Origin of the sequence: Belliella kenyensis (genome assembly GCF_022549675.1) — a bacterium.
Lineage (GTDB): Bacteria > Bacteroidota > Bacteroidia > Cytophagales > Cyclobacteriaceae > Belliella > Belliella kenyensis.
On sequence record NZ_JAKZGR010000015.1, the window covers coordinates 16,649 to 42,951 of the forward strand.

General features: G+C 37.5%; 17 protein-coding genes and 1 pseudogene. 7 read left to right on the forward strand and 11 right to left on the reverse strand.

Annotated features, from left to right (window positions below; genetic code table 11):
* Nucleotides 1–13 precede the first annotated feature (13 nt).
* The 5 genes from MM214_RS15015 to MM214_RS15035 form a co-directional block, all read right to left on the reverse strand.
* Complete coding sequence (locus MM214_RS15015; protein ID WP_241296582.1) at nucleotides 14–1,096, reverse strand: LamG domain-containing protein; 1,083 nt, start codon at nucleotides 1,094–1,096, stop codon at nucleotides 14–16.
* A gap of 29 nt (nucleotides 1,097–1,125) precedes the next feature.
* A complete protein-coding gene (locus MM214_RS15020) occupies nucleotides 1,126–2,670 on the reverse strand; it encodes a RagB/SusD family nutrient uptake outer membrane protein (protein WP_241296584.1) in 1,545 nt (514 codons plus the stop codon).
* Nucleotides 2,671–2,685: 15 nt separating this feature from the next.
* The gene (locus MM214_RS15025; protein ID WP_241296585.1) at nucleotides 2,686–6,045 is read right to left on the reverse strand and encodes a SusC/RagA family TonB-linked outer membrane protein; all 3,360 of its coding nucleotides are present in this window, start codon (nucleotides 6,043–6,045) and stop codon (nucleotides 2,686–2,688) included.
* A 134-nt stretch (nucleotides 6,046–6,179) separates the two neighbouring features.
* On the reverse strand, nucleotides 6,180–7,202 hold the full coding sequence (locus tag MM214_RS15030; protein WP_241296586.1) for a FecR family protein: 1,023 nt from the start codon (nucleotides 7,200–7,202) through the stop codon (nucleotides 6,180–6,182).
* An 88-nt stretch (nucleotides 7,203–7,290) separates the two neighbouring features.
* Entirely contained in the window at nucleotides 7,291–7,899 is a 609-nt protein-coding gene (locus MM214_RS15035) for an RNA polymerase sigma factor (protein ID WP_241296587.1), read from the reverse strand.
* A gap of 460 nt (nucleotides 7,900–8,359) precedes the next feature.
* Here MM214_RS15035 and MM214_RS15040 point away from each other — a divergent pair, with 460 nt between their 5' ends.
* The gene (locus MM214_RS15040) at nucleotides 8,360–9,694 is read left to right on the forward strand and encodes a YfcC family protein (RefSeq protein WP_241296588.1); all 1,335 of its coding nucleotides are present in this window, start codon (nucleotides 8,360–8,362) and stop codon (nucleotides 9,692–9,694) included.
* Between the two features lie 89 nt (nucleotides 9,695–9,783).
* Complete coding sequence (locus MM214_RS15045) at nucleotides 9,784–10,812, forward strand: patatin-like phospholipase family protein (RefSeq protein ID WP_241296589.1); 1,029 nt, start codon at nucleotides 9,784–9,786, stop codon at nucleotides 10,810–10,812.
* Between the two features lie 359 nt (nucleotides 10,813–11,171).
* Here MM214_RS15045 and MM214_RS15050 read toward each other — a convergent pair whose 3' ends face one another.
* Nucleotides 11,172–11,963: a hypothetical protein gene (locus MM214_RS15050; protein ID WP_241296590.1), complete on the reverse strand. Its 792-nt coding sequence runs from the start codon at nucleotides 11,961–11,963 to the stop codon at nucleotides 11,172–11,174.
* 251 nt (nucleotides 11,964–12,214) lie between these two features.
* Between MM214_RS15050 and MM214_RS15055 the strand changes: the two are divergent.
* From MM214_RS15055 to MM214_RS15065, 3 genes and pseudogenes are all read left to right on the forward strand, one after another.
* Nucleotides 12,215–13,300 (forward strand): annotated as a pseudogene (locus MM214_RS15055) (pyridoxal phosphate-dependent aminotransferase).
* Between the two features lie 51 nt (nucleotides 13,301–13,351).
* Nucleotides 13,352–13,915: a GNAT family N-acetyltransferase gene (locus MM214_RS15060; protein ID WP_241296591.1), complete on the forward strand. Its 564-nt coding sequence runs from the start codon at nucleotides 13,352–13,354 to the stop codon at nucleotides 13,913–13,915.
* Nucleotides 13,916–13,927: 12 nt separating this feature from the next.
* Nucleotides 13,928–14,347, forward strand: a complete 420-nt coding sequence (locus tag MM214_RS15065; RefSeq protein ID WP_241296593.1) for a hypothetical protein — start codon at nucleotides 13,928–13,930, stop codon at nucleotides 14,345–14,347.
* 74 nt (nucleotides 14,348–14,421) lie between these two features.
* Here the strand turns inward: MM214_RS15065 and MM214_RS15070 are convergent, their stop codons facing one another.
* On the reverse strand, nucleotides 14,422–17,178 hold the full coding sequence (locus MM214_RS15070; protein WP_241296595.1) for a TonB-dependent receptor: 2,757 nt from the start codon (nucleotides 17,176–17,178) through the stop codon (nucleotides 14,422–14,424).
* 268 nt (nucleotides 17,179–17,446) lie between these two features.
* Here MM214_RS15070 and MM214_RS15075 point away from each other — a divergent pair, with 268 nt between their 5' ends.
* On the forward strand, nucleotides 17,447–17,923 hold the full coding sequence (locus MM214_RS15075; RefSeq protein ID WP_241296597.1) for a copper resistance protein NlpE: 477 nt from the start codon (nucleotides 17,447–17,449) through the stop codon (nucleotides 17,921–17,923).
* A 374-nt stretch (nucleotides 17,924–18,297) separates the two neighbouring features.
* On the opposite strand, the gene MM214_RS15080 is transcribed toward MM214_RS15075, so the two are convergent.
* Nucleotides 18,298–19,275, reverse strand: coding sequence for a tryptophan 2,3-dioxygenase family protein (locus MM214_RS15080; protein ID WP_241296598.1), 978 nt, complete (start codon nucleotides 19,273–19,275; stop codon nucleotides 18,298–18,300).
* A gap of 119 nt (nucleotides 19,276–19,394) precedes the next feature.
* On the opposite strand from MM214_RS15080, the gene MM214_RS15085 reads away from it, so the two are divergent.
* A complete protein-coding gene (locus MM214_RS15085) occupies nucleotides 19,395–20,603 on the forward strand; it encodes an acyl-CoA dehydrogenase family protein (protein WP_241296599.1) in 1,209 nt (402 codons plus the stop codon).
* A gap of 217 nt (nucleotides 20,604–20,820) precedes the next feature.
* On the opposite strand, the gene MM214_RS15090 is transcribed toward MM214_RS15085, so the two are convergent.
* From MM214_RS15090 to MM214_RS15100, 3 genes are all read right to left on the reverse strand, one after another.
* A complete protein-coding gene (locus MM214_RS15090) occupies nucleotides 20,821–21,504 on the reverse strand; it encodes a TrmH family RNA methyltransferase (RefSeq protein ID WP_241296600.1) in 684 nt (227 codons plus the stop codon).
* 9 nt (nucleotides 21,505–21,513) lie between these two features.
* A complete protein-coding gene (locus tag MM214_RS15095) occupies nucleotides 21,514–24,132 on the reverse strand; it encodes a DNA gyrase/topoisomerase IV subunit A (RefSeq protein WP_241296601.1) in 2,619 nt (872 codons plus the stop codon).
* A 255-nt stretch (nucleotides 24,133–24,387) separates the two neighbouring features.
* Entirely contained in the window at nucleotides 24,388–26,289 is a 1,902-nt protein-coding gene (locus MM214_RS15100; RefSeq protein ID WP_241296604.1) for a DNA topoisomerase IV subunit B, read from the reverse strand.
* Nucleotides 26,290–26,303: the final 14 nt, after the last annotated feature.

Consider the following 26,303-nt stretch of genomic DNA (forward strand, 5'->3'; position numbering starts at 1 on the left):
TCATGAAGTAGGATTATGGACGCTCAGCATTCATAATTTCCCGAATCTTCTCTTGTGTCAAAGCCACATTGAAAATTCTCAATTCATCTATTAAGCTTTGTGTGGAAAGGTGATTCCATCCTGTAAATCTAGGAGCTCCAGATCCGATAGAAAGAATATCACAACCTTCCCAATCAATACCCGCAAATGATCCTTGACTTACAACGTTACCATTGATGTATACAGCTGCATTGGTTCTTGATACAGTTACCGCAATATGTGCCCACTCACCAGCCGTAGGATTAATATCAGCCGCTGCACCACCATCAAACCAGTTTTCACCTGATCCATTACCTAGGTTCATTTTGATCCTTTGGTTGGCACCTGCTGCTTCTCTGAACAATCTCAAACCTTTTGTTCTCAGATTTTGACTATTTGGATTAACCGTATCAGGAGGCCCCATGACCAAGATTCCCGCTCTATTCGGATCAGCATTTACTTTGTACCAGAATACAGCTGAGAATTCTTGATTTCTCAAGTTGTCCGTAGGTAATGTCAGGTATCCACTGCTACTTCCTCTATATGCTCTACCGATCACGCCATCAGCAAACCCTGGAGAACCATTGATGGTAGCTTGTCTTACTCTTACGAGTTCCATATAATCACCGTCGAAAGGAAGATAGAATACCTCCCCCTCATAGACTGGAGTATAAGGCTCTACTTTTTCAAAGTTTACAGTCTGTGTAGTAGTCTTACCAGAAGTATCTCTAGCTTCTATTACAAGTGTATGCTCCCCATTTCCAAGCTCTTCATACCTGTGAGTCTTCACTAGTCTCCTATAGTCTAGGAATTCATTTACTGACAATATCTCAGTACCGTTCAATCTTAAAACTACCGATTCTATTTCTATATCATCTTTGACTTCAAAGTTGATATTCAATGGAGTAACATCCTCAGCTACTCTGATCAATGTACCTTGAAGCGGGAAGTTAATAGTAATAGAAGGTGGATCTACATCTGTACCAGGAGCTACAGGAATGATATCATCCGTATAAGTACCATCACAACCGAAGACAATTAGTCCAAGTGCAAAGAGTGTATATTTTAAATTTTTCATAATGATTTCTATTTAAGGATTGGAAATGATCAACCTTGAGGTGTATCATTAGATAACTGAGGCAAGATATCGATCTGCTCCAATGGATAAGGCAAGAACCTATGAATCGCTGGCTGGAAATTTCTTCCTCCGAAATTCAACTCATTGGTTTTGTTATGTCTTACCAAATCATAAAATCTGATACCCCATTCCATACCGAATTCCGCAAATTTCTCATCCAATACTGTATCGATAGTAACTGACGATACTGGATTCAACCCAGCTCGACTTCTCACTTGATTGACGGCGTCCAAGGCAGATAGTCCTGATGAACTTGCGCCACTGACTACTGCTTCTGCATGCATCAATAGGATTTCAGAATACCTGATTACTGTCATGTTTTTATTCGTACCATAGGTAAATCTACCAGGTGTCAACTGTGTGCTAGGTAGGTAATGCTTACCACTTAGGAAATTGTACCTCGGGTGATTGTTGAATACATCGCCATCAGGAGTTGAATTGGTAATCCATGTAGGAAGTGGCGAATAATTTGGATCGGAAGCGATTTCAGCAATTCCAGCTGGAGTAAATAGAACTGTGGTCTCTAGACGGGTACGCTCATTTCTATCTAGCATAAACTTGATGTACTTTGGAGTAGGTGCCCAGAATCCCCATCCAGTAGAAGCACCAGTTCTTGCTGGTGTCCAGCTAGAAGGGCCAAAGAATGAGAAATTGTACCCAGTAGAAGTACCTGTTGCAGTTCCAAAGTCTGAATACTGGAATTCAAACACGTTCTCTCTACTCAATTTCCCAGGAATTTTGAAAAGCTGGTAGTAATCTGACTCAAGAGCAAAGGCATTAGAAGATATGATTTGACTCGTTGCATCTACTACACCTTGCCAATTTTTCAACTCTAGATTTGCTTGTGCTTTGATCGCTAATGCTGTATATCTCGTAATACCACCTCTAATGTCTGATCTTTGGTTTGGATGTACGTTTGGTAGCATTGGGATAGCTTCATCCATTTGAGCAGAAATGTAGGACATTACTTGATCGAAGTTTGACAATTCTACATTGAATAATGCTGAAGGCTGTGAACTCTCTGGAATCAAAATAGATCCCCATAGCTTTGCCAAAAACATCAATTCAAAAGATTTCATAACTTTGATTTCCGCAATGTACTGCTCCGCTGTACTAGCAGAAGCACCAGCTTCTTGGTATTTTCTGATCTCTTCCATGGCACCATTCCAATACAAGATATCCGTGTATAGGTTTAGCCAAGAAGAGTTATACAACCAGAAACTTCTGTCATACCTGAATAAATCAGTTTCAATCAAAGGATTTTGATCACCAGCAGGAATCACATCATCACCTCTTGTTGCAATGGTTGGGAAAGTTTCCCATTGAAGACTATATAGCTCTGCATAAGCACCATACAGCATCAAGATCATATTCTCTGTCTGTGTGTAATCTGTCTCTTCTGCTATATTTTGATTTTCCAGAGGCTGATCCAGAAAATCATCACATGAACTCAGACCCAAGCTCAAAGCCAAGATCATCACAAGTCCAGTTTTTATAATTTTGAAATTTTTCATGATTTACCTCCTTAATTAAAATTTAACATTTAAACCAACAGTGTAAATCGCTGGGATAGGATAAACCTCACGGTCAATACCATTTGCCACCTCAGGATTGAAACCATTGTAGTTGAATAGGGTCAATGGACGCTCTGCTGTTACTGAAATTCTTGTTTCTGGGAAAGTTTTTCCAAAAAGCGGCTTATCCTTGATCGTATATGCCATTCTTACATTTTGGATACGGAAATATGAGCCATCCTCGATGAAATAAGTACTCATGTTTTGATTCCATCCTTTTCTCAGGCCGGCAGCAGAAGGATATTGATTTGAAGTACCTTCCCCTCTCCACATGTTTTCAGCCAAATCAGCATCTATATTGGTATCATTGGTGAAGATGATCTCACCTCTTTTCCTATTCAAAATGCTAAATCCTGATTGACCTTGGAACAATGCTGAGAAATCCCAGTTCTTGTATCTGAAGCCTGCATTGAATCCATAAGTTAGCGCCGGTAAATATGATCCTAGAACTTTTCTATCTTCATCATTGATGATTCCATCACCATTAAGATCTTTGAAGATCAAATCACCTGGCTGAAGGTTATTTTCTGCAATGAATGCTTCATTATATCCACTATTAGTGATGTCAGCTTGATTTTGGAATACACCTATGACTTCATAGCCATAGAATGCAGAGATAGGTTGACCAAGAATAGATCTCTGTCTAAATTCTGCCGATCCACCATCTAAGTATTCTGGGCCACCTAGGCTCAACACACTATTTTTCAATGTTGCAAAATTACCTGAGATAAAGTAAGAGAAGTTGTTGGTCAATTGATCATCCCAACCAAGACTTAATTCCAAACCTTCGTTTCGAACTTCTCCTACACTTCTTCTTTCGGAAGCTCTGATAACTGGAGGAATAATTTGAATTGCCAAATTCTTAGAGTCTCTTATGAAGTAATCAGCGTCCAAACTTAATCTATCTCTTAAGAATTTTGCATTGATTCCAATGTTAGTTTCTACAACCATCTCCCACCTATCTATCAAATCAAATGTTGGGTTTAGTCTTCTACCAAATACAAATGCATTATTCAAAGCAACACTATTTTCTTGTAATGTAGGACGTCCGACTGATGGAGCAATTCCATCATTACCTAATTGCCCCCAGGAAACTCTGAATTTCAAGAAGTCGATACCATTTACATCGAAGAATTTTTCAGATGACAAAACCCATCCTGCACCAACTGTGGCAAAATTGCCCCATTTTTTTTGATATTTGTTTGATCCATCACCTCTGAAAGTGGCATATAATAAGTATCTATCATCATAATTATAGGCAAACCTTCCGAAGAAAGAGAGGTAATTCTCTCTATACCCACCATCACCGATGCCATCTACATTAAAATTAGTAACATTTGATAAATACCAGAACTGTTCATTACCCCACATAGGCTCTGGATTCAATGCCTGGCCTGAAGCAAATAAGTTCTCCCCATATTCTATTCTAAAAGATTGACCCAATACCGTGGTGAAATTATGCTTTCCAAAACCATCAGTATATGTGAAGTAATTATCAACAATCTGACCATAACTCGCAGCACTACTTCTTCTTATACTAGACTGATTTTGTGTGATTCCATCATTAAAAGCGAAATTCACTCCTCTGACATTTACCAAATCAATATTGTAATTATAAGCAGTTCTAAATTGTAGTTTGTTTGGAACCATTTCAAAATCAGCATAGAAATTACCCATAACTTTAGAAACATGGTTTCTACTATCAGAGTATAGCAAGCTGTAGAAAGGGTTTTGGTTACCTCTATATCCAAGCTGCTGTGCATTGGCCAGTCTTGGTGCATCCGCTCCTGTATTCAACTCATCAAAAACAGGAAGAATCGGCACAGCAAAGTAAGACCTGAACCAAGCACTGTTGCTCGCATTGTATTGTCTAGCAGTACTCACGTTAACGTTAGCACCTACTCTCAACCAGTCTCTCACATCAGAATCAACCTTTACTCTGAAGTTTAATCGCTTATACTCGTTTCTAGCTTCATTGAGAAGGCCATTTTGGTCAAAATAACTACCTCCTAGAGAGTATCTGGTTTTTTCACTTCCTCCATTGAAAGTCAAAGAGTGATTTTGAATAGCCGCAGGACTCATCACTTCTGAATACCAATCCGTATTCACATCTGGTAAGCTTGGGTCAATTCTACTTCTACCGTATCGTTGTATGGCTGCATCGATAAATGCCATATCAGCAGCACTTCCAGTCTCATTGATATACCTTACAAATTGCTGCGCATTAGCCATTTTCAACACATTCTGAGGATTCTGTATACCTACATAGCCATCATAAATGATTTCAGCCTTTTGATTGTATTTGCCTGTTTTTGTTTCGATCAGAACAACGCCATTGGCACCTCGCATACCGTAGATTGCCGCTGCAGAGGCATCTTTCAATATGTTGATATTCTCAATATCTCCAGGATTCAAAAAATCTATATTACTAAAGAACATTCCGTCAACTACATATAAAGGAGAGTTACTAGCATTGATAGAGCCAATACCTCTAATTCTTACAGTTGGGGAAGCACCTGGAGCACCGTTAGAAACGATCTGCACACCTGCTACCCTACCTTGTAAAGATTGCATGGCTTGAGCATTTGGCGTTTTTATGATATCATCATTATTCACTGTAGAAATGGCCGTGGTCAAATCTTTCACCTTTTGCGTACCATAACCTACTACTACAAATTCCTCAAGCGTCTTTTGGTCTTCTTCCAAAGTGACATTGATTACTTCTGAATTTCCTACAGTGACACGTTTCATTTCCATGCCTACAAAAGAAAACTGAAGCACTTGACCTGCTTGAGCAGTAATGGAATAATTACCATCGATATCTGTAACTGTTCCGCTTGTAGCTCCTTGAATGACTACAGTCACTCCTGGTAGTGGCTCTCCTTGTGAGTCAGTAACTTTCCCACGAACTGTGATTTCCTCAGTCACTGACACCAAATAAGCATTTGATTTGTCACTTTTCTTTACATCGATGCTGTTGTTGATCTGTCTGAAAGACACAGCAGCTTGCTGAGCAGCTTCTGCCAAATATGACTCCACCGTACCTGATGATTGGGTAAGTTTGATAGGAGTAGATAGCTTAACGTCTCTCTTGTCGTAAGCAAAAACATAAGGTGTTTTGCTTTCTACAAGGTTAAAGAATTGCTCTAGGGTAAGCGTGCCTTGTTTCATTTGAATTACAACTTGATCCACTGGCTTATATTGGCCATTTGCAGAAGTCGTAGTTACAAAATTCAAGGTCAATAATTGCAATGCTATACAGTACACAAAGTACTTCGATAGCTTGTACATGACTTTAGTTAAATTTATTTTCATATTTCAATCGGTTTATTGTATTGAATTACTTTCATATCGGTTTGGATTTTGCTTTTTACCATTACCGAAAAACACCATAGATTATTATGTCTATTGGATACTTGATGACGACATTACACTTGTTTTCTCATAAGCTAGAAGGTTATATTTACTTGTTTATCATTGATTTCGAATTTAAAGTCTTCTATAAAAGACATGCTTTTGAGCACAACTTCGAGTGATTGATTTACATACTCTCCAGAAAAGCTCCATTTCTTATTGGGTGCTTTGTTGACCACAATTTGTACTCCATACCATAATTCTAATTTCTCCATGACGTCTTTCAGGCTTTCATTAACAAAAATCAATTTGCCATCTTTCCAACCTGTAATACTTTCTGGGTCAAATGAAGAAACTTGGAAATCATCCTTGCCAGCATCATAATCTAATTTTTGATATGGCATAAGGATTTGACTTTTGAGATTAGGCGTATTGCTCGAAATACTTACACTCCCAGTAAGTAGAGCAACCATAGTTTTTGAATTGCCTGTACTTCGCACATTGAAAGAAGTACCCAGTGCTGTGGTGATTACACCATGAGATTCCACTTTGAAAGGTTTGGATTTATCTTCAAAAACTTCAAAAAACGCCTCCCCAACAAGCTTTACTACCCTCATTGAATCTGTGAATTGCTCTGGATAAATAATTGAACTGTTGCTATTTAACCAAACTCTAGTTCCGTCAGGCAGACCAAAACTTCGCTTTTCTCCTTTGTTTGTAAGCTTTTCTACAAGAGCAAAACCTTCGACTTCACTTTCTACCTCCTTTTGAAATAATAAGAATGTCAAAGATGCTCCTAAAACTAAAATTGCCGCAACTCGAAACCAATTCCATGTAAAAAACCTATTCTTTTGTCCTAAATTTTTATTCGAATTTGTTTCTAGCGTGCTTGACTGCTGCATGATTTGAGAAAGAATCCTATCTTTTTCCTCCTGCTGGAGTTGTGCTGATTCATCAAATCTAATCCCAAGGACGATTTCCCTTGCCAGTAAAAACTCCGATTTAGCATTTGGATTTATTGCTATCCAGTTTTCCCAATATAAATCCAACTCCTTGTTTGGACTTTTAACCCATTTGATAAATTCTGGATCGAGTAAAAAATCTTCTTTTCTATACATCTTGGGGTTTGAATTGTTTTTATACTTTGGTCTCTAAAAGTATAAAGCAACAAACCTTCAAAATGACACCTTAAAATTTTAACTTTTTTTAATAAATATTTCTCAAAAAATCTAATGACTTGTAAATCAGATTCCTAACTGACTTTACATTGTCCAGGTTCATCATTTCTTGAATTTGTTTGAAATCCATTTGCTCGTAAAAATAATAATAGATCACTTCCTTCTTTCGAGGACTTAGCTTGTCAATGGCATGATTTAGCTTTTTAGAAACCTCTTCATCTATTTGCCTATTGATCAACAATTGCTCTGGAGAAAAGCTAAAGTTGAAATAATATTCATCATCCAATGTCTCCAGTATATTTGCATGCTTATTTTCTTCTTTAAAAATTTTTCTTTTGAGACTTTTGAACAAATAAAATTTAATCCTATTGGTCTCCCCTAATCTGCTTCGACTATTTCTCAATTCTATAAAAAGATCTTGAATTGCATCTTTGACGAGGTCTTTATCATTGACCATTTTGCTACCGTAGGCATATAGCAAGTCAAAATAAGTTGTGTAGATAGTAATGAATGCAGCTTCACTCCCACTGCGGAAATCATTCCACAAATCTGAATCTCTGAACTGCTGATCAACAGGAGTCATGAGATCTTCATTTTTAGAAATATTAAAGTAGGGTTTATTATTAGCGCTTGTCATAATCGATTACATTCATGTCAATCAATCAAGGGATGAAACTAGGCATAAAATCAAACATTCAAAACTTTGTTTGGCAAAAAGCACTTTAAACTATGTTTTTAAAGCTTAATTCAAACACTTATTTTTTGAACCATATTTTGAATATTTCTATTCATTCCTTTGATTGGGAAATAAGATTTCAACTTCATTATCTAAATATTTTAATTCAAAACGAAGATTAGCTTCATTTCTATCCCTCAAATTTATTTTTCACAATTCATTGAATTATTTAATTTTGTGAGAAAGAGAGATACCATCTTTATAAAAGGGATATTTTAGACCCTCCTACTCTTGAAGCTCAGGATGAGTTATAATAATAAGGTGATGAAATACATTTGCGAAGTTAAACACTAGAGATTACCATCTTTGAAACTCTATATCATCAAATCATTACCTTTGTGTCAATAAGATCTAAATCCATATGAAATTAACTTTTCCTCATCCAATGATAATCATGTTGCTATTTATAGGACTAGCAACAATACTAACTTATTTCATACCAGCTGGTGTTTATGACAGGGTTTTGGATGAATCGACTGGAAGAGAAGTTGTAGTAGAAGGTAGTTATAAGCAAATCTCAAGTGATCCCGTAAGTGTTGGAAGAGCATTTTTGAGTGTTCCAGAAGGAATCATAGAAGGAGCTGAAGTGGTGGTGCTTATATTGATTATAGGAGGAGCATTTTACGTAGTAGAAAAGACAGGTGCATTTCAAGCTGGATTGGAAAGTTTGATTTATAAGTTTGATCATGCTAAGTCTTGGCTTCTGATTCTTGTGGGCGTATTTTTTGGAACAGCAGGTGCTCTGAATGGATTGCAGGAAGAGATCATAGCTATGGTGCCAGTTCTCATGATTCTATCCAAAAGAATTGGATATACCAAAATTGCTGGAGTTGGAATTAGTTTGGGAAGTGCGTTGATTGGTGGCTCATTCGGTCCATCTAATCCCTTTTCGGTTATCATTGCTCAAAAAATTTCAGAAGTACCTGCATTTTCTGGAGGTTTGTACAGAATGATTTTTTTATTGATTGCCCTTTCATTTTGGATTACCTATATCATCCGAACTGGAAAAGATCAAGAGTCTGATCAAGTTTCCTTGCAGTTCGATAAGCCTAGTAAGCTAACAATCTCCCATCAAGTCATTCTAGTGCTATTAGCCATTACATTTGCAGTGATGATCTATGGCTTAAGCAATTGGGAATGGGATTACAATGAGATGTCCGCACTGTTTTTTGTTTTTGGATTCTCCGTCGGCATTATTGGGAAATTAGGGATCAATGGTACAGCCAAAGCCTATTCTGAAGGATTTGCTGAATTGGTATTTGCAGGAATCATTGTAGGTTTAGCGAGGAGTATCTATTTGGTGCTTCAGAGTGGACAAATCATAGACACAATTATCTATGCATTGTTTACTCCATTAGAAAGCTTGCCTTTGGCATTTTCAGCCTTTGGAATGATGATAGCCCAAGCAATATTACATATTCCAGTGCCAAGTACTTCAGGTCAAGCAGTCTTGACCATGCCATTGCTATCTCCTATTGCGGATTTGATTGGTATGTCTAGACAGGTAGTAATCTTGGCATATCAATATGGAGCAGGTATCATGGACATGGTAACACCCAGTAATGGAGGTCTCATGGCAATCTTGACAGCTGCTGGGGTTTCTTACAAAGAGTGGATTATATATTCTTGGAAGCCTATTATGATTGTTTTCTTTATCGCTTCTTGTGGAGTAGTGATTGGAATATACGTTTTTTAGAGTACAATCGATAGATTTTTCTCCTTGTTTTACTTATATTTAAAGTGCTTATAATCATCATATTCCAACCACTTTATTTTTAAAAAAACATGAAAAGAGTTGCAATTCTATCTATAGACGGAGGAGGTATCAGAGGGATAATTCCAGGGACTATATTACAATTGATTGAGGAGAAAATTCAGGAAAGACTTCAAGATCCTAGAGCACGGCTCGTAGACTATGTAGACTTCGTCGCTGGCACAAGTACGGGAGGGATCATAGGATGTGGCATGCTGATTCCTGATCCTTTTGATCCGAGCCGGCCAAGATATAATTTGAGAGAAGTGGTAAACCTGTATCATGAAAATGGTGCTGCTATCTTTAGAAAACCACTTGGTCATAAGTTAAGGACTATATTTGGAATTAGAGAAGAGAAATATCCAAATACTAATTTACTCAAAGCTTTAGACAAGTATTTTGGAAATGTATACCTGAGCGAACTGATAAAGCCTTGTCTTTTTACTTCCTATGACATCGAAAGTAGAAAGGCAAAGTTTTTCAAGTATGGATATGCATGCACTGATGAAGCTCATGACTTTTTTGTGAAAGATGTAGCTCAAGCTACTGCTGCTGCTCCCACTTATTTTGAAGCCGCATTAATCAAGTCAAGATTCGGAGTATCATATCCATTGATTGATGGAGGAGTATTTGCCAATAATCCCGCAATGTGTGCATATGCAGAAGCTCGCAAATGTACTTTTGGTACGATTGAAAACCCTACCTCAAAAGACATGTTAATGATATCCCTTGGAACTGGCTCTGTGAAAGAACCATTTCCATATGAAAAAGCCAAGAAGTTTGGTCTTGTACAGTGGATCAAGCCACTTATTGACATCATGATGTCGGGAAATTCAGAAACTGTTTCTCATCAGTTGAAATGGCTTTTTGATGCTGGCAAAAATCAGGAAGGCTTTATTCGTATTGAACCAGAGCTTCACGAAGCAAGCCCGGATATGGATGATGCTAGCCAAAAAAACCTGGAAGCTTTGAAAAATGCTGGTATCAAATATGTCAAAGACAATCCTTCTAAAATCAACGATGTAGTAACAAAGCTCATTAAAAACAGGTCAGTCCAATAATTTGGAAAGGATACTTGAAAATATTTACATAAAGAAACCTTACCATTGAGCGAAATACTTACCTATTAATCAAAGTATTGATTTTGGTAAGCTCTGAGTAATCATGGATTTGGGTCAAAATCAACAAAAAACCAATGAATTGATTCACATAATGAAAAGCATAAAGTATAATAAAAGCAATTTGATTTTATGCTTGCTTGCTTGTGACATCAATTCATTGGCGAAATCATTTGATACTGGTAAATATCGATGAATATCAAAACTGAATTAAATCGATATTTTTTACATTCACCTATAAAGTTGAGTCTTTACCAGGAAAACCAAAGAGACATTTATACTTTATGCTTCAAAGAGTAAAATCACCTCACAGCACCTTCAAGTCTAGCGAGGTATACCCATTTTTGATCTCTGGACTTTAGACCTGTTTCTATTTTTTCTTTTTCTTCAGCTGTAGATTCCATATCCTCATATTCCTGTGCATTAAAGAACTGAACGTAATCTTTGTACAGGTTCATAGTGAGGTGTGTGGATTTGGCCTCACTACCAAATGGCAAGGCAGTTCTTAATAGAACCCAACTACCCATTAGCCCTTTTTCAATTTTACTTTGATGAATAGGGAGAAAAACATTCTTCTCAGCAGTCTCATATTCCTGAAAATTATTTTCTACAGCTTTCATCAGGTCAAACGACGCCAAAGCTCCATTTTTATATTTGAAGTCGTCCTTGCTATTAGCAATCTGTCTCATGTAAAAGCGCTGAGTTAGGTCAAAGACACTTTGAGATTTTTTGATCATTTCTTTGATTTGATTTTCATTCATATGGGGAGAACCTATTCTTCCATATTTGATCAAATCATCATTTGCTATACCATCCATCATCTTCACTGGGTCATCGTAGTATGTGACAGTGATATATTGAAACTCCCCTAGCTCTGCACCAGACTGTATGACCCAGAAGTCCCATCCAGTGATTTTTTTATCGTTAATTGCCGATTGATACACTTTTTCCATAAAATCCTTGAAAGTTATGAAATCATACATCTCTGATGACTCTACTTTAATGAATTCAAAAACTAAATATTTGTTTTGTTGGGCCAATGATGTCAAATTGAAAATCGGCACAAAAACGATAATCATGAGTAACTTTTTCATAATATGGCATTTTGGGTTAAAGATTGTTTATTCAATATCTAAAATTTAAGCATAATATTTTTTATTTAATAAATTTACCCATATTTTAACCAAGTTATTTTTCTGAAATTCAGAACATTGTCATTAAAACCAAAAGACAAAGTATTATCTCCAAGAGTTAGGAAAAGTTCACCACATTGTTTAATTTTTATAAAAATTTAACCTGTACACATATGAAAGTATCGAGGAGAGATTGGTTAAAATTGACTTCCATGAGTACTGGATTGGCTTTGGTCGGAAAAGCTAAACCATTATTTGGGATTACGAACGAAGAGAGTTCCAAATTCAATCCCCGTCCATTAGAAGCAGTAATCAAATTAGGCTCAAATGAAAACCCCTATGGCCCCTCGGCACTAGTGAAGGAAAAAATGATTGCTGGATTTGAAAACTGTTGTAGGTATCCCTGGGCATACACCAAGTCACTTGCCGAAATGATCGCAACCAAAGAAGGAGTAAGTCCAGAGCATGTTGTATTGACAGCAGGCTCTACAGAGGGATTGAAAATTGCAGGATTGACTTATGCATCAAATGGTGGCGAAATTATCTCTGGCTTGCCGACATTCCTATCCTTGATGAATTATGCAGAGATCTGGGGTGCATCGATCAACTGGGTACCACTAGACGATGAAATGCAATTTGATTTAGAAGAAATGGCCAATCGAATAACTGAAAAGACTAAATTGGTTTTCCTCTGCAATCCCAATAACCCAACAGGCAGATTACTTCCAGCGAAACGTGTAAAGGATTTTTGTTAATCAGTTTGCTCCAAAACCATGGTTTTCAGTGATGAGGCTTATTATGACTATATAGAAGAAGAAAACTATCCTTCTATGGTAGAACTAGTCAAGGAAGGTAAAAATGTGATCGTTTCAAAAACTTTATCTAAAATCTATGGATTGGCAGGAATAAGAATTGGGTATTTGATTGCCAAACCTGAAATCGCAAAAATGCTCTCTGATAGAATGGTTGCAAACCTCAACATGTTAGCGATAGATGCTGCCAAAGCCGCTCTGGAGGATGAGGATTTCTACAAATTCAGTTTAGAAAAAAACTTGCAAGCAAGAAAAATGATCGAAACCACCTTAAGGGAACTGAAACTTGAATATTTACCTTCCCAAGCAAATTTTGTTTTCTTTGATTCAAAACAACCAGTTTCATCTTTGGCAGAAAAATTGATGAGTAAAAGCATTATTGTCGGACGGCCATTTCCTCCCTTTGATAACTGGTGTAGAATAAGTACAGGTACCATAGAAGAAGTTAGCATCTTTAATGATGCCATGATCTCGATATATGGTTGATCACTATCACTCCAAACACCTTTTCAATCAAACTAGTATATTTTATTACTTATGGCCCTTGATAGACAGTTATTATTATCCAATGAGACCATCTTGCTCAGACCTATAGAAGAGAAAGATAAAGCAGAACTTCAAGAAATATGTCAAAATGAAAATCTTTGGAAATATTTCACACAAGATTTATCTGTATTTGAAGAATTAGAAAAGTGGATGAATCCGGCTTTAGCCGGCGAAAGATTACAATTAATGATCATAGATAATTCTTCTGGTAAGATCTTGGGTTCTTCTGGTTTTGGTAATTATTCTTTGAGAGATGAAAGAGTTGAAGTAGGCTGGACTTGGATCATAAGTTCCCATCATGGAACAGGACTTAATGATGAGGTCAAAGGCTTGATGTTGAATTATGCATTCGAAGTATTGAAAGTAAAAAGAGTAGAGTTCAAGACCGATGTATTGAATATGGCTGCTAGAAAAGCTCTCAAAAATCTTGGGGCAATTGAAGAAGGCGTATTGAGAAGCCATACCCTTATGACTAAAGGAAGAAGAAGGGATACCATTTACTACAGCATTTTGATAGAAGAATGGCCCCATGTAAAAAGAGAAAATGACTGGTAAAATTTAAAAAATATGATAGACAATATTCTCAAAATTGAAAAACTTGCAAAACTAGCGCTAAGAATTGGCCTAGCGATTTACTTCTTATATTTTGGTAGTATGAACCTATGGAGTGCATTGAGCACTACTCAAACAAATAGCGGATGGGGAATTCTTATTTTTATCATTTCGCTTATTACTGCTGTACTTCTTTTGACACATTTCAAAGCTCCAAAGCTAGCAGCTCTAGGAGGAGCAATTGCAGCAGTGAGTTTTTTGGTAATCGTGGTGGTGCTTGCTATTATTGAAATACAGCAACAGGCCATGCCTCAAATGATCATATTGAGGGTACTGAAAGATCTAATTCTTGCAATCGCTTCTATCATACTTTTGGGTGAATCATTGAAGGAAATGGTTCGAGAGAGAATCACCAAACCATTTCCAGTTAGATAATCCCACCTTTTTACAGGTAAGCAAGTTTGAAGAATATTGCTTCTTCTAAAATAACAGATCATCACATATACTTTTTATGAGTCACGCTTGCCAAAGCTTCGTAAATTATAAGTAAGGCTGAGCATGACAAATCTTGTCAATACGTTTGTTCTTTGATCTTCTATGAAGACATCTGTTACCTGTCTGTTAATACTGGTATTTTGATTGAGTAGATCAAATACAGTTACTTTAGCTTCAAGTTTTTCTTTTGCACCAAATCTATACCCCATATCTGCATTCATCAAAATCACTGTACGATCAAAGCCCTCTCCAAGTCCTTCAAAAATCAAATGATTCACATTGGAGCTTACAAAAAAACCACCTAAGGGCTGCCAATAAAAATCAAATCTAGTGTTTTGCGTATAAAAATTATTGTCTAAGGATGTTTGAATGGTGCTTTTGACCGTGTTGAAGCTTCCCTCTGTAGAAAGATTGAAATCTAGTCTTTCGCTTACATTACTGCTGATACCTAGACCAGGTGAGACAGCCAGATTCCTATTTACATTCAATTCACCATTGATGATTCCTGGTCTATTTACATAATTTGCCCTAGTACTTAAGTTCAAATTACTCTTGATAGCGGAAATAGGAAAGCCATAAGACACATATGACCTGGCATCCCAATATCCATCTAGATTTACAGGTTTGTTGAATTGTCCACCTTGCCTCAAGAGCACTTCTCCTCCAATTAAGGTATCCGCCGAGGCTACAAGTGTGGAGTTGCCCAAATAATTATTCCGTTTTGATCCTGATACAAACATAAAGAAGGAACGTGAAGTCTCAGTATCAATGTTTCGGATTCTCGCAAATACCCTATGCTCATATTCTTGAACCAAATCAGCATTTCCAGAAAATATTTGGATTGGATTTCTATTGTCTATCACTTCTTGAAGTTGTCTGATAGAAGGCGCATCTGTTCTGGTTCTATAGTCTAGTCTAATATTTGTTTTGGCAGACGCATTATAATTCACCACAGCTCGTGGAATTACATTTCTAAAAGTCCTCTTGGTATTTTCAAATCCAGGGAATATCCTGTCGCTATCCAAATTTGAAACTTCATAATCCACTGACGTAAATATCCTGAATTTCTCATTATTGAATCTGTATCCTACACCGCTTTGCTGCTGTAGGTAGGAATTCTCAAAAGTATTAGATAATGCTGAGTCAAGCTGAAAAACGGTGGCCTCTGCCAATCGCTGTCTTACCTCCTGTTTTGTATCCCCGAGATCATTACCAATTCTGTATTGAAGTCTCAATTGTGATTTTTCTGAAATTGGTTCATTAAAATCAAAACTAACACGATAATTGAAGTTATTAGAATTGAATGTAGTATTTTGTATCAGGCTGTCTATAGCAGCCGTTTCGAAATCAGTATTGACTGAAGTCAAATTAGCTATTCTTTCATTGCTGTTCAATCTAGTAGTAGCACTTGTAGAAAGTACTCTTCCAGGCTTATTAAATTTGAATCTGTAGGTAAAATCATTATCAAAACTAAACCACTGATTGGTTCCTACGGTGATATTTTCTATTTCATTGATCGGATTGTTCTGTGCTACAAGATTTTGAGCAACTGTAGAATTGGTGAATTCCCTTATTTGTGTATTGAATCTAGGTCTCCAAATGATGGCATGTTTATCTGAGATATCATAATCCAATCTTAAATCCAGTCTATGCCTTTGACTATGACTGATGTCATTTGTTTCTTGGTTGTACAGTTGAAGGCTATCACTCGGTAATACATAAGTTCTGGAAGACACACGGCTCAAGGTATTCCTATTGTCGTTGAAAAAATACGAACCGGTGATTTTAGCTTTTCCTTGATCAAACTTATCTGAGAAATTGAATCCTGCGGCATTTGTGACTGTAATACCAGGTCTTTCCCAAGTCTGAAGCGGGTTTCCACCCCTTCCTCCCCCACCAGCTTGACCCCCATCTTCCCCAAAAGCACCTGCAAGATCATCAGAAGAGAAGTTTTGTTGGTTGATATTATTGGTAAGTCCTAGTACAGTAGTCCTTCTGGAACCTTTGAAAAAATTGAGTGCTCCACTCCCTAGGTAGTTATTATTTGAACCATAGCCAGCTGTCAATCTACCAAACATTCCTGATTTCACCTCTTTTTTGGTGATTATATTGATAGTCTTTGTGGTGTTTCCATCATCGAATCCTGTCAATACAGCTTGGTCACTTCTTTGATCCAAAAACTCTATTTTGTCTATGATCTCTACAGGTATATTAGCCATGGCCATAGCAGGATTGTCTCCAAAGAATGGCTCACCGTCTACTAGCACCCTACCCACTACTTCTCCTTGAACTTCTATCGTCCCACCTCGCATGACTACACCAGGCATTTTTCTCACCAATTCGTCAGCATTGGCTTGGGGTCTTGTTTTAAAAGCATTGGCATTGAATGCTACAGTATCACCTTTGACCTCGCCCGTTAGGACTTGAGCTCTAATCTCAAAAGTCTCCAATAACTGACCATCTTCCGCAATTTCTATATCACCTACACTGTTGTTTTCTATTTTATCTATTTCGATCACATTTGTGCTGTACCCTACAAAAGATATTTCTAGATTGAATATGCTGACATTTGGTTTTTGGAATGAAAATTTTCCATTTCCATCTGTGAAGGTGGATTGGAGAGTTTCACCATTGATAGTTTTGATAAAGACATAGGCTCCAGGAAGTGATTCTTTTGTCTCCTGATCAAGTACTCTACCTGAAATAGACTGGGCATACAGACTTGCAGCACATAGCAGCATAAATACAAACAGGAAAGCTGTTCTAAGCATTATTTCAGAAAATTTAATAGGTTCAAGGTTAATTGTAGTATTGTAGATAGTATAACAAAATTAAACGTAGCACAAGCCTCAATCAAACCACTAGTCAAATATCAACCATGAGTTCCACGCTTTGTTTTGCAGGGATAAAAGAAAAGATGAGTGGTTTAAAAAGCTTTTAAATTTGAACAAATGTATTTTCGGAGGCATTAAATTATCTCAATAAAAAGTATAAATTTACCGATTGTAATACTTTCAGTTTTCTCCTAAAATTAATCACATGAAAAATCAACAAAACACAATAGGTATATTCATTCTATTCAGCTTTTTCTTATTGGGCAGTTGTCAGCAATCTACACAATCCGAAGTGATTGTAGTGGATGATGAAGTATTTGAGGGTGAAGACTTGGGACAGGGATTTATTGACCATCACAATGCATTAAATTCTCTTGATTACATGGGAGTCTATAAGGGAGTTTTACCTTGTGCTGATTGCGAAGGAATCGAGACTATAATTGAATTAGAAAGTGGGAATTCTTACGTCAAAAAGACAATCTATCTTGGTAAAAAGGATCAACAAGTGATTGAATCTAGTGGGACTTTTTCATGGCTGGAAGACGGGAACACCATAATTCTCGAAACAGAAGACGAACCAAATAAATACCTAGTTGGAGAAAATGTACTTTTCCATTTAGATATGGATGGTAATAGGATCACAGGTGAATTAGCTGACAATTATCGTTTGGTCAAAGAGTAAAAAATCGACACATCTTCTAATATCATATGTATAAAATCTTCTAGAAGAATAATAATATACGCTTCAGTTTCCTTGAAATAGATTCTAAGACCATTAGCATCGCCTATCCTCAATTCATGAATCTCTTCCCCTACCAAGCATATCTAAATCCTTGTCTTGTCTCTCTTCTCGCCACTAATCTCTCTGTTTCGCATACCGACTCAAGCTACTTGCTTCATATCTCAAGTCTCCTAAGACCGCTCCTAGATTGAATGTACATGATACTTGGTACATGGTACTTAGTACATGGTACCAGGTACTTGGTACTTAGTACTTAGTACTTAGTACTTAGTACATGGTGCCTGGCACTTTGTACTTTACATTTAATTCTTCCTCTATTCCCTTATATTTCCAATATCTTCTCCAAAAATCTCCTTTACGACCCAGCCTTTACCCCAGTCATTCATTTCATCTTCTGTCCATAGTTCTGGAAAAAATATTACTTTTTGGAATCTAGGTGGTAAGTATTTTTGCCAGTTTGTGCCTCCTGTGGCAGCTATATCCTGTGGGTCTTTTTGAAGATACCTAACAGCAGATTTATAATGTGCCAAGGGCCAAAACACATTTGCTTTCAAATCCAATTGTTTCATCAAATCAATAAGCGCTTGATCTCTATCTTGGCAATATTCAAACTTCTTCCAAATATTTTTAGTACTAAAATCTGCTATCAAGTCCTTGAGCATTTTACCGTACTTTTCTTCAAATGACTTAAGTGTCAGGGTCTTTTCACCAGTAGCCAACTCTATGGCTCCTTGCTGCCAATAAAGCATCTGAAACTGATCCTCAGCCGAATGAGAGGAACTTTCGAGGTTTCTCTTTTCAACGTGAAGAAGGTTTTTTACATCAGTAGCCATGATTTCGATCACTCTAAATTGAGCACTTTGGAATCCTGAAGAAGGTAATAAAGACATCCGAAATTTTAAAAATTGCTCTTTTTCCATTCCTTTCCACATCACAGCAAAAGAGGAAATCAAATGATCAAAATACATAATCACGCGCTCAAGTCGCTGAGTAAAAAATTTATTCTCAATGGCATCCCGATCGGCGATTTGTTCCAATTCCCAGATGATCAATTTGAAGTAGAGCTCTGTGATTTGATGATAGATGATGAATATTTTCTCATCCTTGAAAGAAGTCTTAGGCTGCTGTAAAGAGAGTAAGACGTCTAAGTTGATATAATCCCAGTAAGTCAAATAATCCGCATACAATAGGCCTTCAAGGTAAGAAGTCAAATCTTGTCCAGAAGCTTTGAATTTTTCTTGAAGTAGCTCTATTTTATCTAAAACGTCTTTTCGATCAGGAACTGGGCTCATGTGCTAAAATTTTATCAATTAAGGTAGTTTTTTATCTTGCTTCTTGCTTAATTCATGGCAAGAATGGTGCATTAGCTATGGCAAAAATCCATTATAATTAGCATAAAACCAAAATAGATATGAATCCAAATCAAGTAAACGCTAAATCTTCTAAGCAAGACATGTTTGAAGGTGTTGATTTTTATGGTGTTGATGACCTCCTTACAGAAGAGCACATACTCATCAGGAGTTCAATAAGAGACTTTGTGAAAAAAGAGATCAGTCCTAATATCGAAAGATGGTCTCAAGAGGGTCATTTTCCCTCAGAGATTGTCAAGAAATTTGGGGATGTTGGTGCATTTGGGCCACAAATTCCAGATACATATGGAGGTGGCGGATTGGATTACATTTCTTATGGCCTCATCATGCAAGAAATCGAAAGAGGAGATTCAGGAATGAGAAGTACTGCATCAGTTCAAGGCTCTTTAGTCATGTATCCTATTTATAAATTTGGCAGTGAGGAACAAAAAAGGAAGTATCTTCCAAAGCTTGCCGCTGGTGAAATGTTAGGCTGCTTTGGTCTGACAGAGCCAGATCATGGTTCCAATCCAAGTGGAATGGTCACACACTTCAAGGATATGGGAGATCACTTGCTCCTCAATGGTGCAAAAATGTGGATATCCAATGCACCAGAAGCTGATGTAGCGGTAGTTTGGGCCAAAAATGAAGAAGGTCGCATCCATGGACTGATCGTCGAGAGAGGTATGAAGGGATTCAGCACACCTACTACGCATGGAAAATGGTCTCTTAGAGCATCCTGCACTGGTGAATTGGTATTTGATAATGTAAAAGTTCCAAAAGAAAACTTACTTCCAGGAAAATCTGGACTTGGAGCTCCAATGATGTGCTTGGATTCTGCTAGGTATGGAATCGCTTGGGGAGCTGTAGGGGCTGCTATGGATTGCTATGATGCTGCCCGCAGGTACGCAATGGAAAGGATTCAATTTGACAAACCAATAGGTTCTTTTCAGCTTGTTCAAAAGAAGCTTGCTGAAATGCTCACCGAAATCACAAAGGCACAGCTAATCAACTGGAAGCTTGGGAAAATGATGAATGAAGGCAAAGCAACCACCGCACAAATTTCCCTTGCAAAACGTAACAATGTAGCCATGGCTTTGGAAATAGCTCGGGAAGCACGGCAAATTCATGGTGGTATGGGAATCACTGGAGAATATCCAATGATGAGGCATATGATGAACTTAGAGTCTGTAATCACCTACGAAGGCACACATGATATTCATTTATTGATCCTTGGTCATGCTATCACTGGAATCCCAGCTTTTAAGTAGTTTGAATTTTATAAGCCTAATTTGTAAAAGTAAAATTGTGGTGAAAACATGTAGATATTTGTAGATATTGGATACTTGACGGAAAACCATTTTATGATTACCATCTTCGAACTCATGTAAAAACGGCTTTAAATGAACCAAAACTTAGCAATCAATACCTAAATTATTATTCCCGATCCATTGAAACTTTAGAAAAAAGCCCAATCTCGGGCTTTTTTTATTTGATTTTACTATAAAACTCTCTTTCGTGGATGTCAGCATTTTTCACAATCGCTCTGTACCATTTTGATCTCAGCTTTTCTTTCTCAGATTCATCAATATAAAAATCCGGTATCTGCAAAGACAAAGCCTTTCGCTGTAAATCAAACAAAAATATAGAGGCAGCCACGGATATATTAAAACTCTCTGTGAATCCATCCATTGGAATATGAACCAATCCATCAGCTTGCGCAATCATCTTTTCACTAACTCCTTCATGTTCATTGCCAAAAACCAAAGCAGTTTTGTCAGTTGCTGGTAGATCGTGAATCGATATGCTGCCAGTACGTGGACTTGTTGCGTATACTTTAAATCCTTTTGCTCTTAAATCAGACAAACAACAAGAAACCCCATTGCCTCCATAATTGCTGTATTTGTGAATATCCACCCATTGGGATGCCCCTCGGGTGACATATGGATTGACCTTGTATTCTTGTTCATCTTCGATCATATATACATCTTGGATTCCAAAGCAATCAGCCGTCCTGAGGACGGCTGAAGCATTGTGAGACTTGTATATATTTTCCAGTACAATGGTGAAATACCTGGTTCGCTTTGCCATCACTTTTTCCATCATTGCCCTTTTGTGAGGGGTAATGTATGTGGCCAAATAGGCTAAGAATTGTTTTTCTTGCTCCTCCATTATTTTGAATTAAAATAGACCTAACTGATCATCATCATCTTTAGGAATCTTAAGATCTAAGGTTGTCCCCACTGGAATGGAATCGTCATTTTCATCCTCAGATTCCGCTTCGTCCTCTTCTACCCGTTCAATTTTCTTAGGCTCGATCAGTTCAAGTGATAAAATAGGATGCGAAGAAACCTTATTACCAAGTGCTTTCCATCCTTTGACATCAATCAGCATGTCAAAATCATATTCTACAAACTCCTTCTCTTTACCTTTTTGAAGTTCCACTTTGACTTGTGGGTCCTTTGCAGTTGTGATCAAGGTAAGTGTAGAATGCTTATGATCTGAGATAAAATTGAATTTTTTGTTGAGTGTAGAAGTCTCGATTAAGAACCTTTTCACAAAGTAATTTTTGGATGCACCATCAAAATAGATCGCAGAAACTACTTTTTGGGGATTAAATTTCTCAATCAAGAGAACTTGCTGAGAGTCATACCTATTGGTCAGCTCGAATGTAGTCAACTCATACTCTCCATTTTTGTAGAATACGATTATCTTATCTTCACCTAGGAAATTACCAATTAAAGTACCTCTTTGGTCTGTATTTAACCTCCCTACAGAAGGATCGTAATATACATCCAAGCCCCCCAGTGTTGAGACTCCCTCCATTTTGAACTGAATTTTTCTAACTGGATATCTGGTCAAGATATTACCTCCAGCTCCTCTACCTTTGATTTCAATTGTGCTAAAGTCAAAATCAAATACTTTTACTCTAGCTTTAGCTCCTTGAGTGAGGTAAATGGTGACTACTTCAGCCTCGCCATTAGGATTTGCAGTCAGGTAGAGAACTTTTGATCCCTTGGTACCCTTGGTCAAAGCATATTCTCTATCTCTAGTCACAGCCAATACTTGAAAGCGCTTGACCATGGACCTTCCCGAAGTACCGTCAAGATAGATCAAATTGTACACCATACGTTCATCCCCTTTTCTGAAAATCCCAACATATAATATATCCTTACCTACAAATCCCTTTTCCTGAATCCTGGTGACCATGCACACTCCATCTCTTCTGATCACGATCACATCATCTAAATCAGAACAATCACAGACAAACTCATCCTTCTTTAGACCATATCCTACAAACCCATCTGCTCTATTGACATAAAGTTTAGCATTATTCGCAGCTACTACAGTCGCTTCTATTTGATCAAAAGTTCTGATCTCTGTCTTGCGTTCTCTACCTTTACCATATTTGGCTAATAAATTCTCATAGTATTTGATTGCAAATGCAGTCAAATTCTTGAGGTTATGGTTGACTTCTTTGAGTTCTTCTTGGAGTTTTCTCATCAATTCGTCTGCTTTGAAAGCGTCGAATTTAGATATTCTCTTGATTCTAATTTCAGTCAACCTGATGATGTCTTCGGTTGTAATTTCCCTGTAGAAATCTGGCTTGAATGGATCCAGACCTTTATCAATAGTTTGGATCACCGCATCCCAAGTTTCACACTCCTCGATATCTCTATAGATCCTATTTTCGATGAATATCTTTTCCAAGGATGAAAAGAGAAGCTTTTCCATCAATTCAGCCTTTCTAATTTCTAGCTCTCTTTTGAGCAAAGCTTTTGTCTGCTTGGTATTATACTCCAAGATGTCATTGACAGAAAGAAACACCGGTTTTTCTTCAATGATCACACAAGCATTTGGAGAGATACTCACTTCACAATCCGTAAATGCATAAAGTGCATCAATCGTCATATCTGGAGACTGACCAGGTGCAAGCTGGATTGCAATTTCAACTTCCGCCGCAGTATTGTCTACTACTTTTTTGATCTTGATCTTGCCTTTGTCATTGGCCTTGATGATAGAATCTATCAAAGAATTGGTAGTAGTACCAAATGGTATATCTTTGATTAATAGTGTCTTATTATCACCTTCTTCAATCTTTGCTCTAACTTTAATCTTTCCTCCTCTAAGACCCTCATTGTATTCCGAAAAGTCTGCCATGCCACCTGTGGGGAAATCTGGGAGGATGTTAGTCCTTTCACCCTGAAGAATCTGAATTGAACCTTGGATAAGTTCAATAAAATTGTGCGGTAAAATTTTGGTAGACAAACCAACCGCAATACCTTCCACGCCTTGAGCAAGTAATAATGGGAATTTGACTGGGAGGGTGACTGGTTCTTTTTTTCTACCATCATACGAAAGTTGCCATTCTGTAGTCTGTGGATTAAAGACTACTTCAAGAGCAAATTTCGAAAGTCTTGCTTCTATATATCTTGAGGCAGCAGCACCATCTCCTGTACGGATATCTCCCCAGTTTCCTTGAGTCTCTATCAATAGATCTTTCTGCCCCAAGTTGACAATAGCGTCGCCTATGGACTGATCCCCATGGGGATGATATTGCATAGACTGACCGATGATATTTGCCACTTTGTTGAACCTGCCATCGTCCATTTCCTTCATGGCGTGAAGAATTCTTCTCTGCACTGGCTTCAAGCCATCTTCTATGGCTGGTACTGCCCTTTCAAGAATCACATAAGAAGCATAGTCCAAAAACCACTCCTTATACATTCCAGTGACAGGAATGGATTCATGCAAGCTCTTTTCATTTTCCTCTGGTGTATTTTTATTTTCCTCGCTCATGCAATGTACTTATTATACAATTTCTTATTAACATCCCTCCCGAAGCTGCTAATCTTAGTCCTGATAGCTATTGGGATTAGATTTTAGATTTGACACACTTGTCTCTGTCTCGCCTCTCGCCTCTTTCATGACTCTTGTCTCTTCCTTCTATAAAAGATTCTAGATTGAATTTACTTTGTACTTTATACTTTATACTTTGTACTTTGTGCTTTATACTTTGTACTTTATACTTTTTGGTCTCTCGCCTCTCTTTTCTCAAGCCGCAGTATCTTCCTCTTCATCAGATCCTCTTCCTGCTGGATCATCATGGACTATATCTTTCTCGATTTTGAGGTTATCGATGATAAATGTTTGTCTATCAGGTGTATTTTTACCCATATAGAAGCCTAATAGGTCAGCTATCTTTGTTTCTTTATTTAAGATGATAGGCTCAAGCCTGATATCCTCACCGATAAAAGTTCCGAATTCATTTGGAGAGATTTCTCCCAAACCCTTAAATCGTGTGATTTCAGCAGTTTTCCCTAGCTTATGAATGGCACGTTGCCTTTCTTCATCAGTATAGCAGTAGATCGTTTCCTTCTTATTTCTCACCCTAAATAGTGGTGTGTCCAAGATGTATAAATGACCATTTTTTACCAAGTCTGGAAAAAACTGTAGAAAATAAGTCATGATCAAAAGTCTAATGTGCATGCCATCAACATCTGCATCTGTTGCAATCACGATTTTTCTATACCTTAGACCATCTATCCCATCTTCAATATTCAATGCATGCTGCAAGAGATTGAACTCTTCATTTTCATAGACCACCTTTTTGGTCATACCAAAACAGTTTAACGGCTTACCTCTCAAAGAGAATACCGCTTGAGTCTGCACATCTCTTGACTTGGTAATAGAGCCTGACGCTGAGTCACCTTCTGTGATAAAGAGCATGGTATTATTTTTCTTATCTTCATCACTTTTGGGATCATCATAATGTACCCTACAATCTCTCAATTTCTTATTGTGAAGGTTGGCCTTTTTGGCCCTTTCATTTGCCAACTTTTTGATACCAGAGATTTCCTTACGCTCGCGCTCAGATTGAAGAATTCTCTTCAATAATGCATCCGCTGTCGCAGGGTTTTTGTGTAGATAGTTGTCTAACTCAGTTTTGAGAAAATCATTGACAAATGTCCTCAAGGTAGGACCATCTGGCCCTGTCGTCTGAGAACCAAGTTTGGTCTTGGTCTGTGATTCGAAGACTGGCTCTTGAACCCTCACGGCAATGGCTGCTACCACACTTTGCCGAATATCAGAAGCATCATAGTCTTTTTTGTAAAACTCTCTGATGGTCTTCACAATTGCCTCTCTAAAAGCAGCCAAATGTGTCCCTCCTTGTGTAGTAAACTGACCATTGACAAAAGAGTAATACTCTTCACCGTATTGATTGCTATGAGTAATTGCTACTTCTATATCATTCCCTTTGAGGTGGATGATTGGATATCTACTACTCTCTTCATCTACTTTTCTCTGAAGGAGATCATATAGTCCCTTTTCAGAAAAGTATTTCTTTCCATTGAAATTGATCGTCAGACCAGCATTCAAAAATGCATAGTTCCAAATTTGGTTTTCTAAGTACTCTGGAATGAAATGGTAGTTTTTGAAAACCGAAGCATCTGGCGAAAAGATGATTTTAGTACCATTCCTATCAGAAGTTTTGATTATGGGTTGATCTTTGATCAATACACCTTTCTCAAACTCTGCCACCTTCGTTTCACCATCTCTATATGATTGTACCTTGAAGTAATCTGACAATGCATTTACCGCTTTTGTACCGACACCATTGAGTCCTACAGACTTTTGAAATGCTCCAGAATCATATTTCCCACCTGTATTTATTTTGGAAACACAATCAATGACCTTTCCCAATGGAATACCTCTACCATAATCTCTCACTTCTACTTTATGTTCCGAAATCTTGATATCAATCGTGCGACCATGTCCCATCATGTGTTCGTCAATGCTATTATCCAAGATTTCTTTGACAAGCACGTAGATACCGTCATCTTGAGCACTTCCATCTCCCAATTTGCCTATATACATCCCTGGCCTTAGCCTGATGTGCTCTCTCCAATCCAAAGATTTGATACTATCCTCTGTATACTGAACGTTTTCTGCCATTTTCTAAATATCCA

Bases quoted from the DNA above. Each gene is read 5' to 3' on its own strand.
- MM214_RS15015 (WP_241296582.1), bottom strand. From the start codon at position 1,096: ATGAAAAATTTAAAATATACACTCTTTGCACTTGGACTAATTGTCTTC.
- MM214_RS15020 (WP_241296584.1), bottom strand. From the start codon at position 2,670: ATGAAAAATTTCAAAATTATAAAAACTGGACTTGTGATGATCTTGGCT.
- MM214_RS15025 (WP_241296585.1), bottom strand. From the start codon at position 6,045: ATGAAAATAAATTTAACTAAAGTCATGTACAAGCTATCGAAGTACTTT.
- MM214_RS15030 (WP_241296586.1), bottom strand. From the start codon at position 7,202: ATGTATAGAAAAGAAGATTTTTTACTCGATCCAGAATTTATCAAATGG.
- MM214_RS15035 (WP_241296587.1), bottom strand. From the start codon at position 7,899: ATGACAAGCGCTAATAATAAACCCTACTTTAATATTTCTAAAAATGAA.
- MM214_RS15040 (WP_241296588.1), top strand. From the start codon at position 8,360: ATGAAATTAACTTTTCCTCATCCAATGATAATCATGTTGCTATTTATA.
- MM214_RS15045 (WP_241296589.1), top strand. From the start codon at position 9,784: ATGAAAAGAGTTGCAATTCTATCTATAGACGGAGGAGGTATCAGAGGG.
- MM214_RS15050 (WP_241296590.1), bottom strand. From the start codon at position 11,963: ATGAAAAAGTTACTCATGATTATCGTTTTTGTGCCGATTTTCAATTTG.
- MM214_RS15060 (WP_241296591.1), top strand. From the start codon at position 13,352: ATGGCCCTTGATAGACAGTTATTATTATCCAATGAGACCATCTTGCTC.
- MM214_RS15065 (WP_241296593.1), top strand. From the start codon at position 13,928: ATGATAGACAATATTCTCAAAATTGAAAAACTTGCAAAACTAGCGCTA.
- MM214_RS15070 (WP_241296595.1), bottom strand. From the start codon at position 17,178: ATGCTTAGAACAGCTTTCCTGTTTGTATTTATGCTGCTATGTGCTGCA.
- MM214_RS15075 (WP_241296597.1), top strand. From the start codon at position 17,447: ATGAAAAATCAACAAAACACAATAGGTATATTCATTCTATTCAGCTTT.
- MM214_RS15080 (WP_241296598.1), bottom strand. From the start codon at position 19,275: ATGAGCCCAGTTCCTGATCGAAAAGACGTTTTAGATAAAATAGAGCTA.
- MM214_RS15085 (WP_241296599.1), top strand. From the start codon at position 19,395: ATGAATCCAAATCAAGTAAACGCTAAATCTTCTAAGCAAGACATGTTT.
- MM214_RS15090 (WP_241296600.1), bottom strand. From the start codon at position 21,504: ATGGAGGAGCAAGAAAAACAATTCTTAGCCTATTTGGCCACATACATT.
- MM214_RS15095 (WP_241296601.1), bottom strand. From the start codon at position 24,132: ATGAGCGAGGAAAATAAAAATACACCAGAGGAAAATGAAAAGAGCTTG.
- MM214_RS15100 (WP_241296604.1), bottom strand. From the start codon at position 26,289: ATGGCAGAAAACGTTCAGTATACAGAGGATAGTATCAAATCTTTGGAT.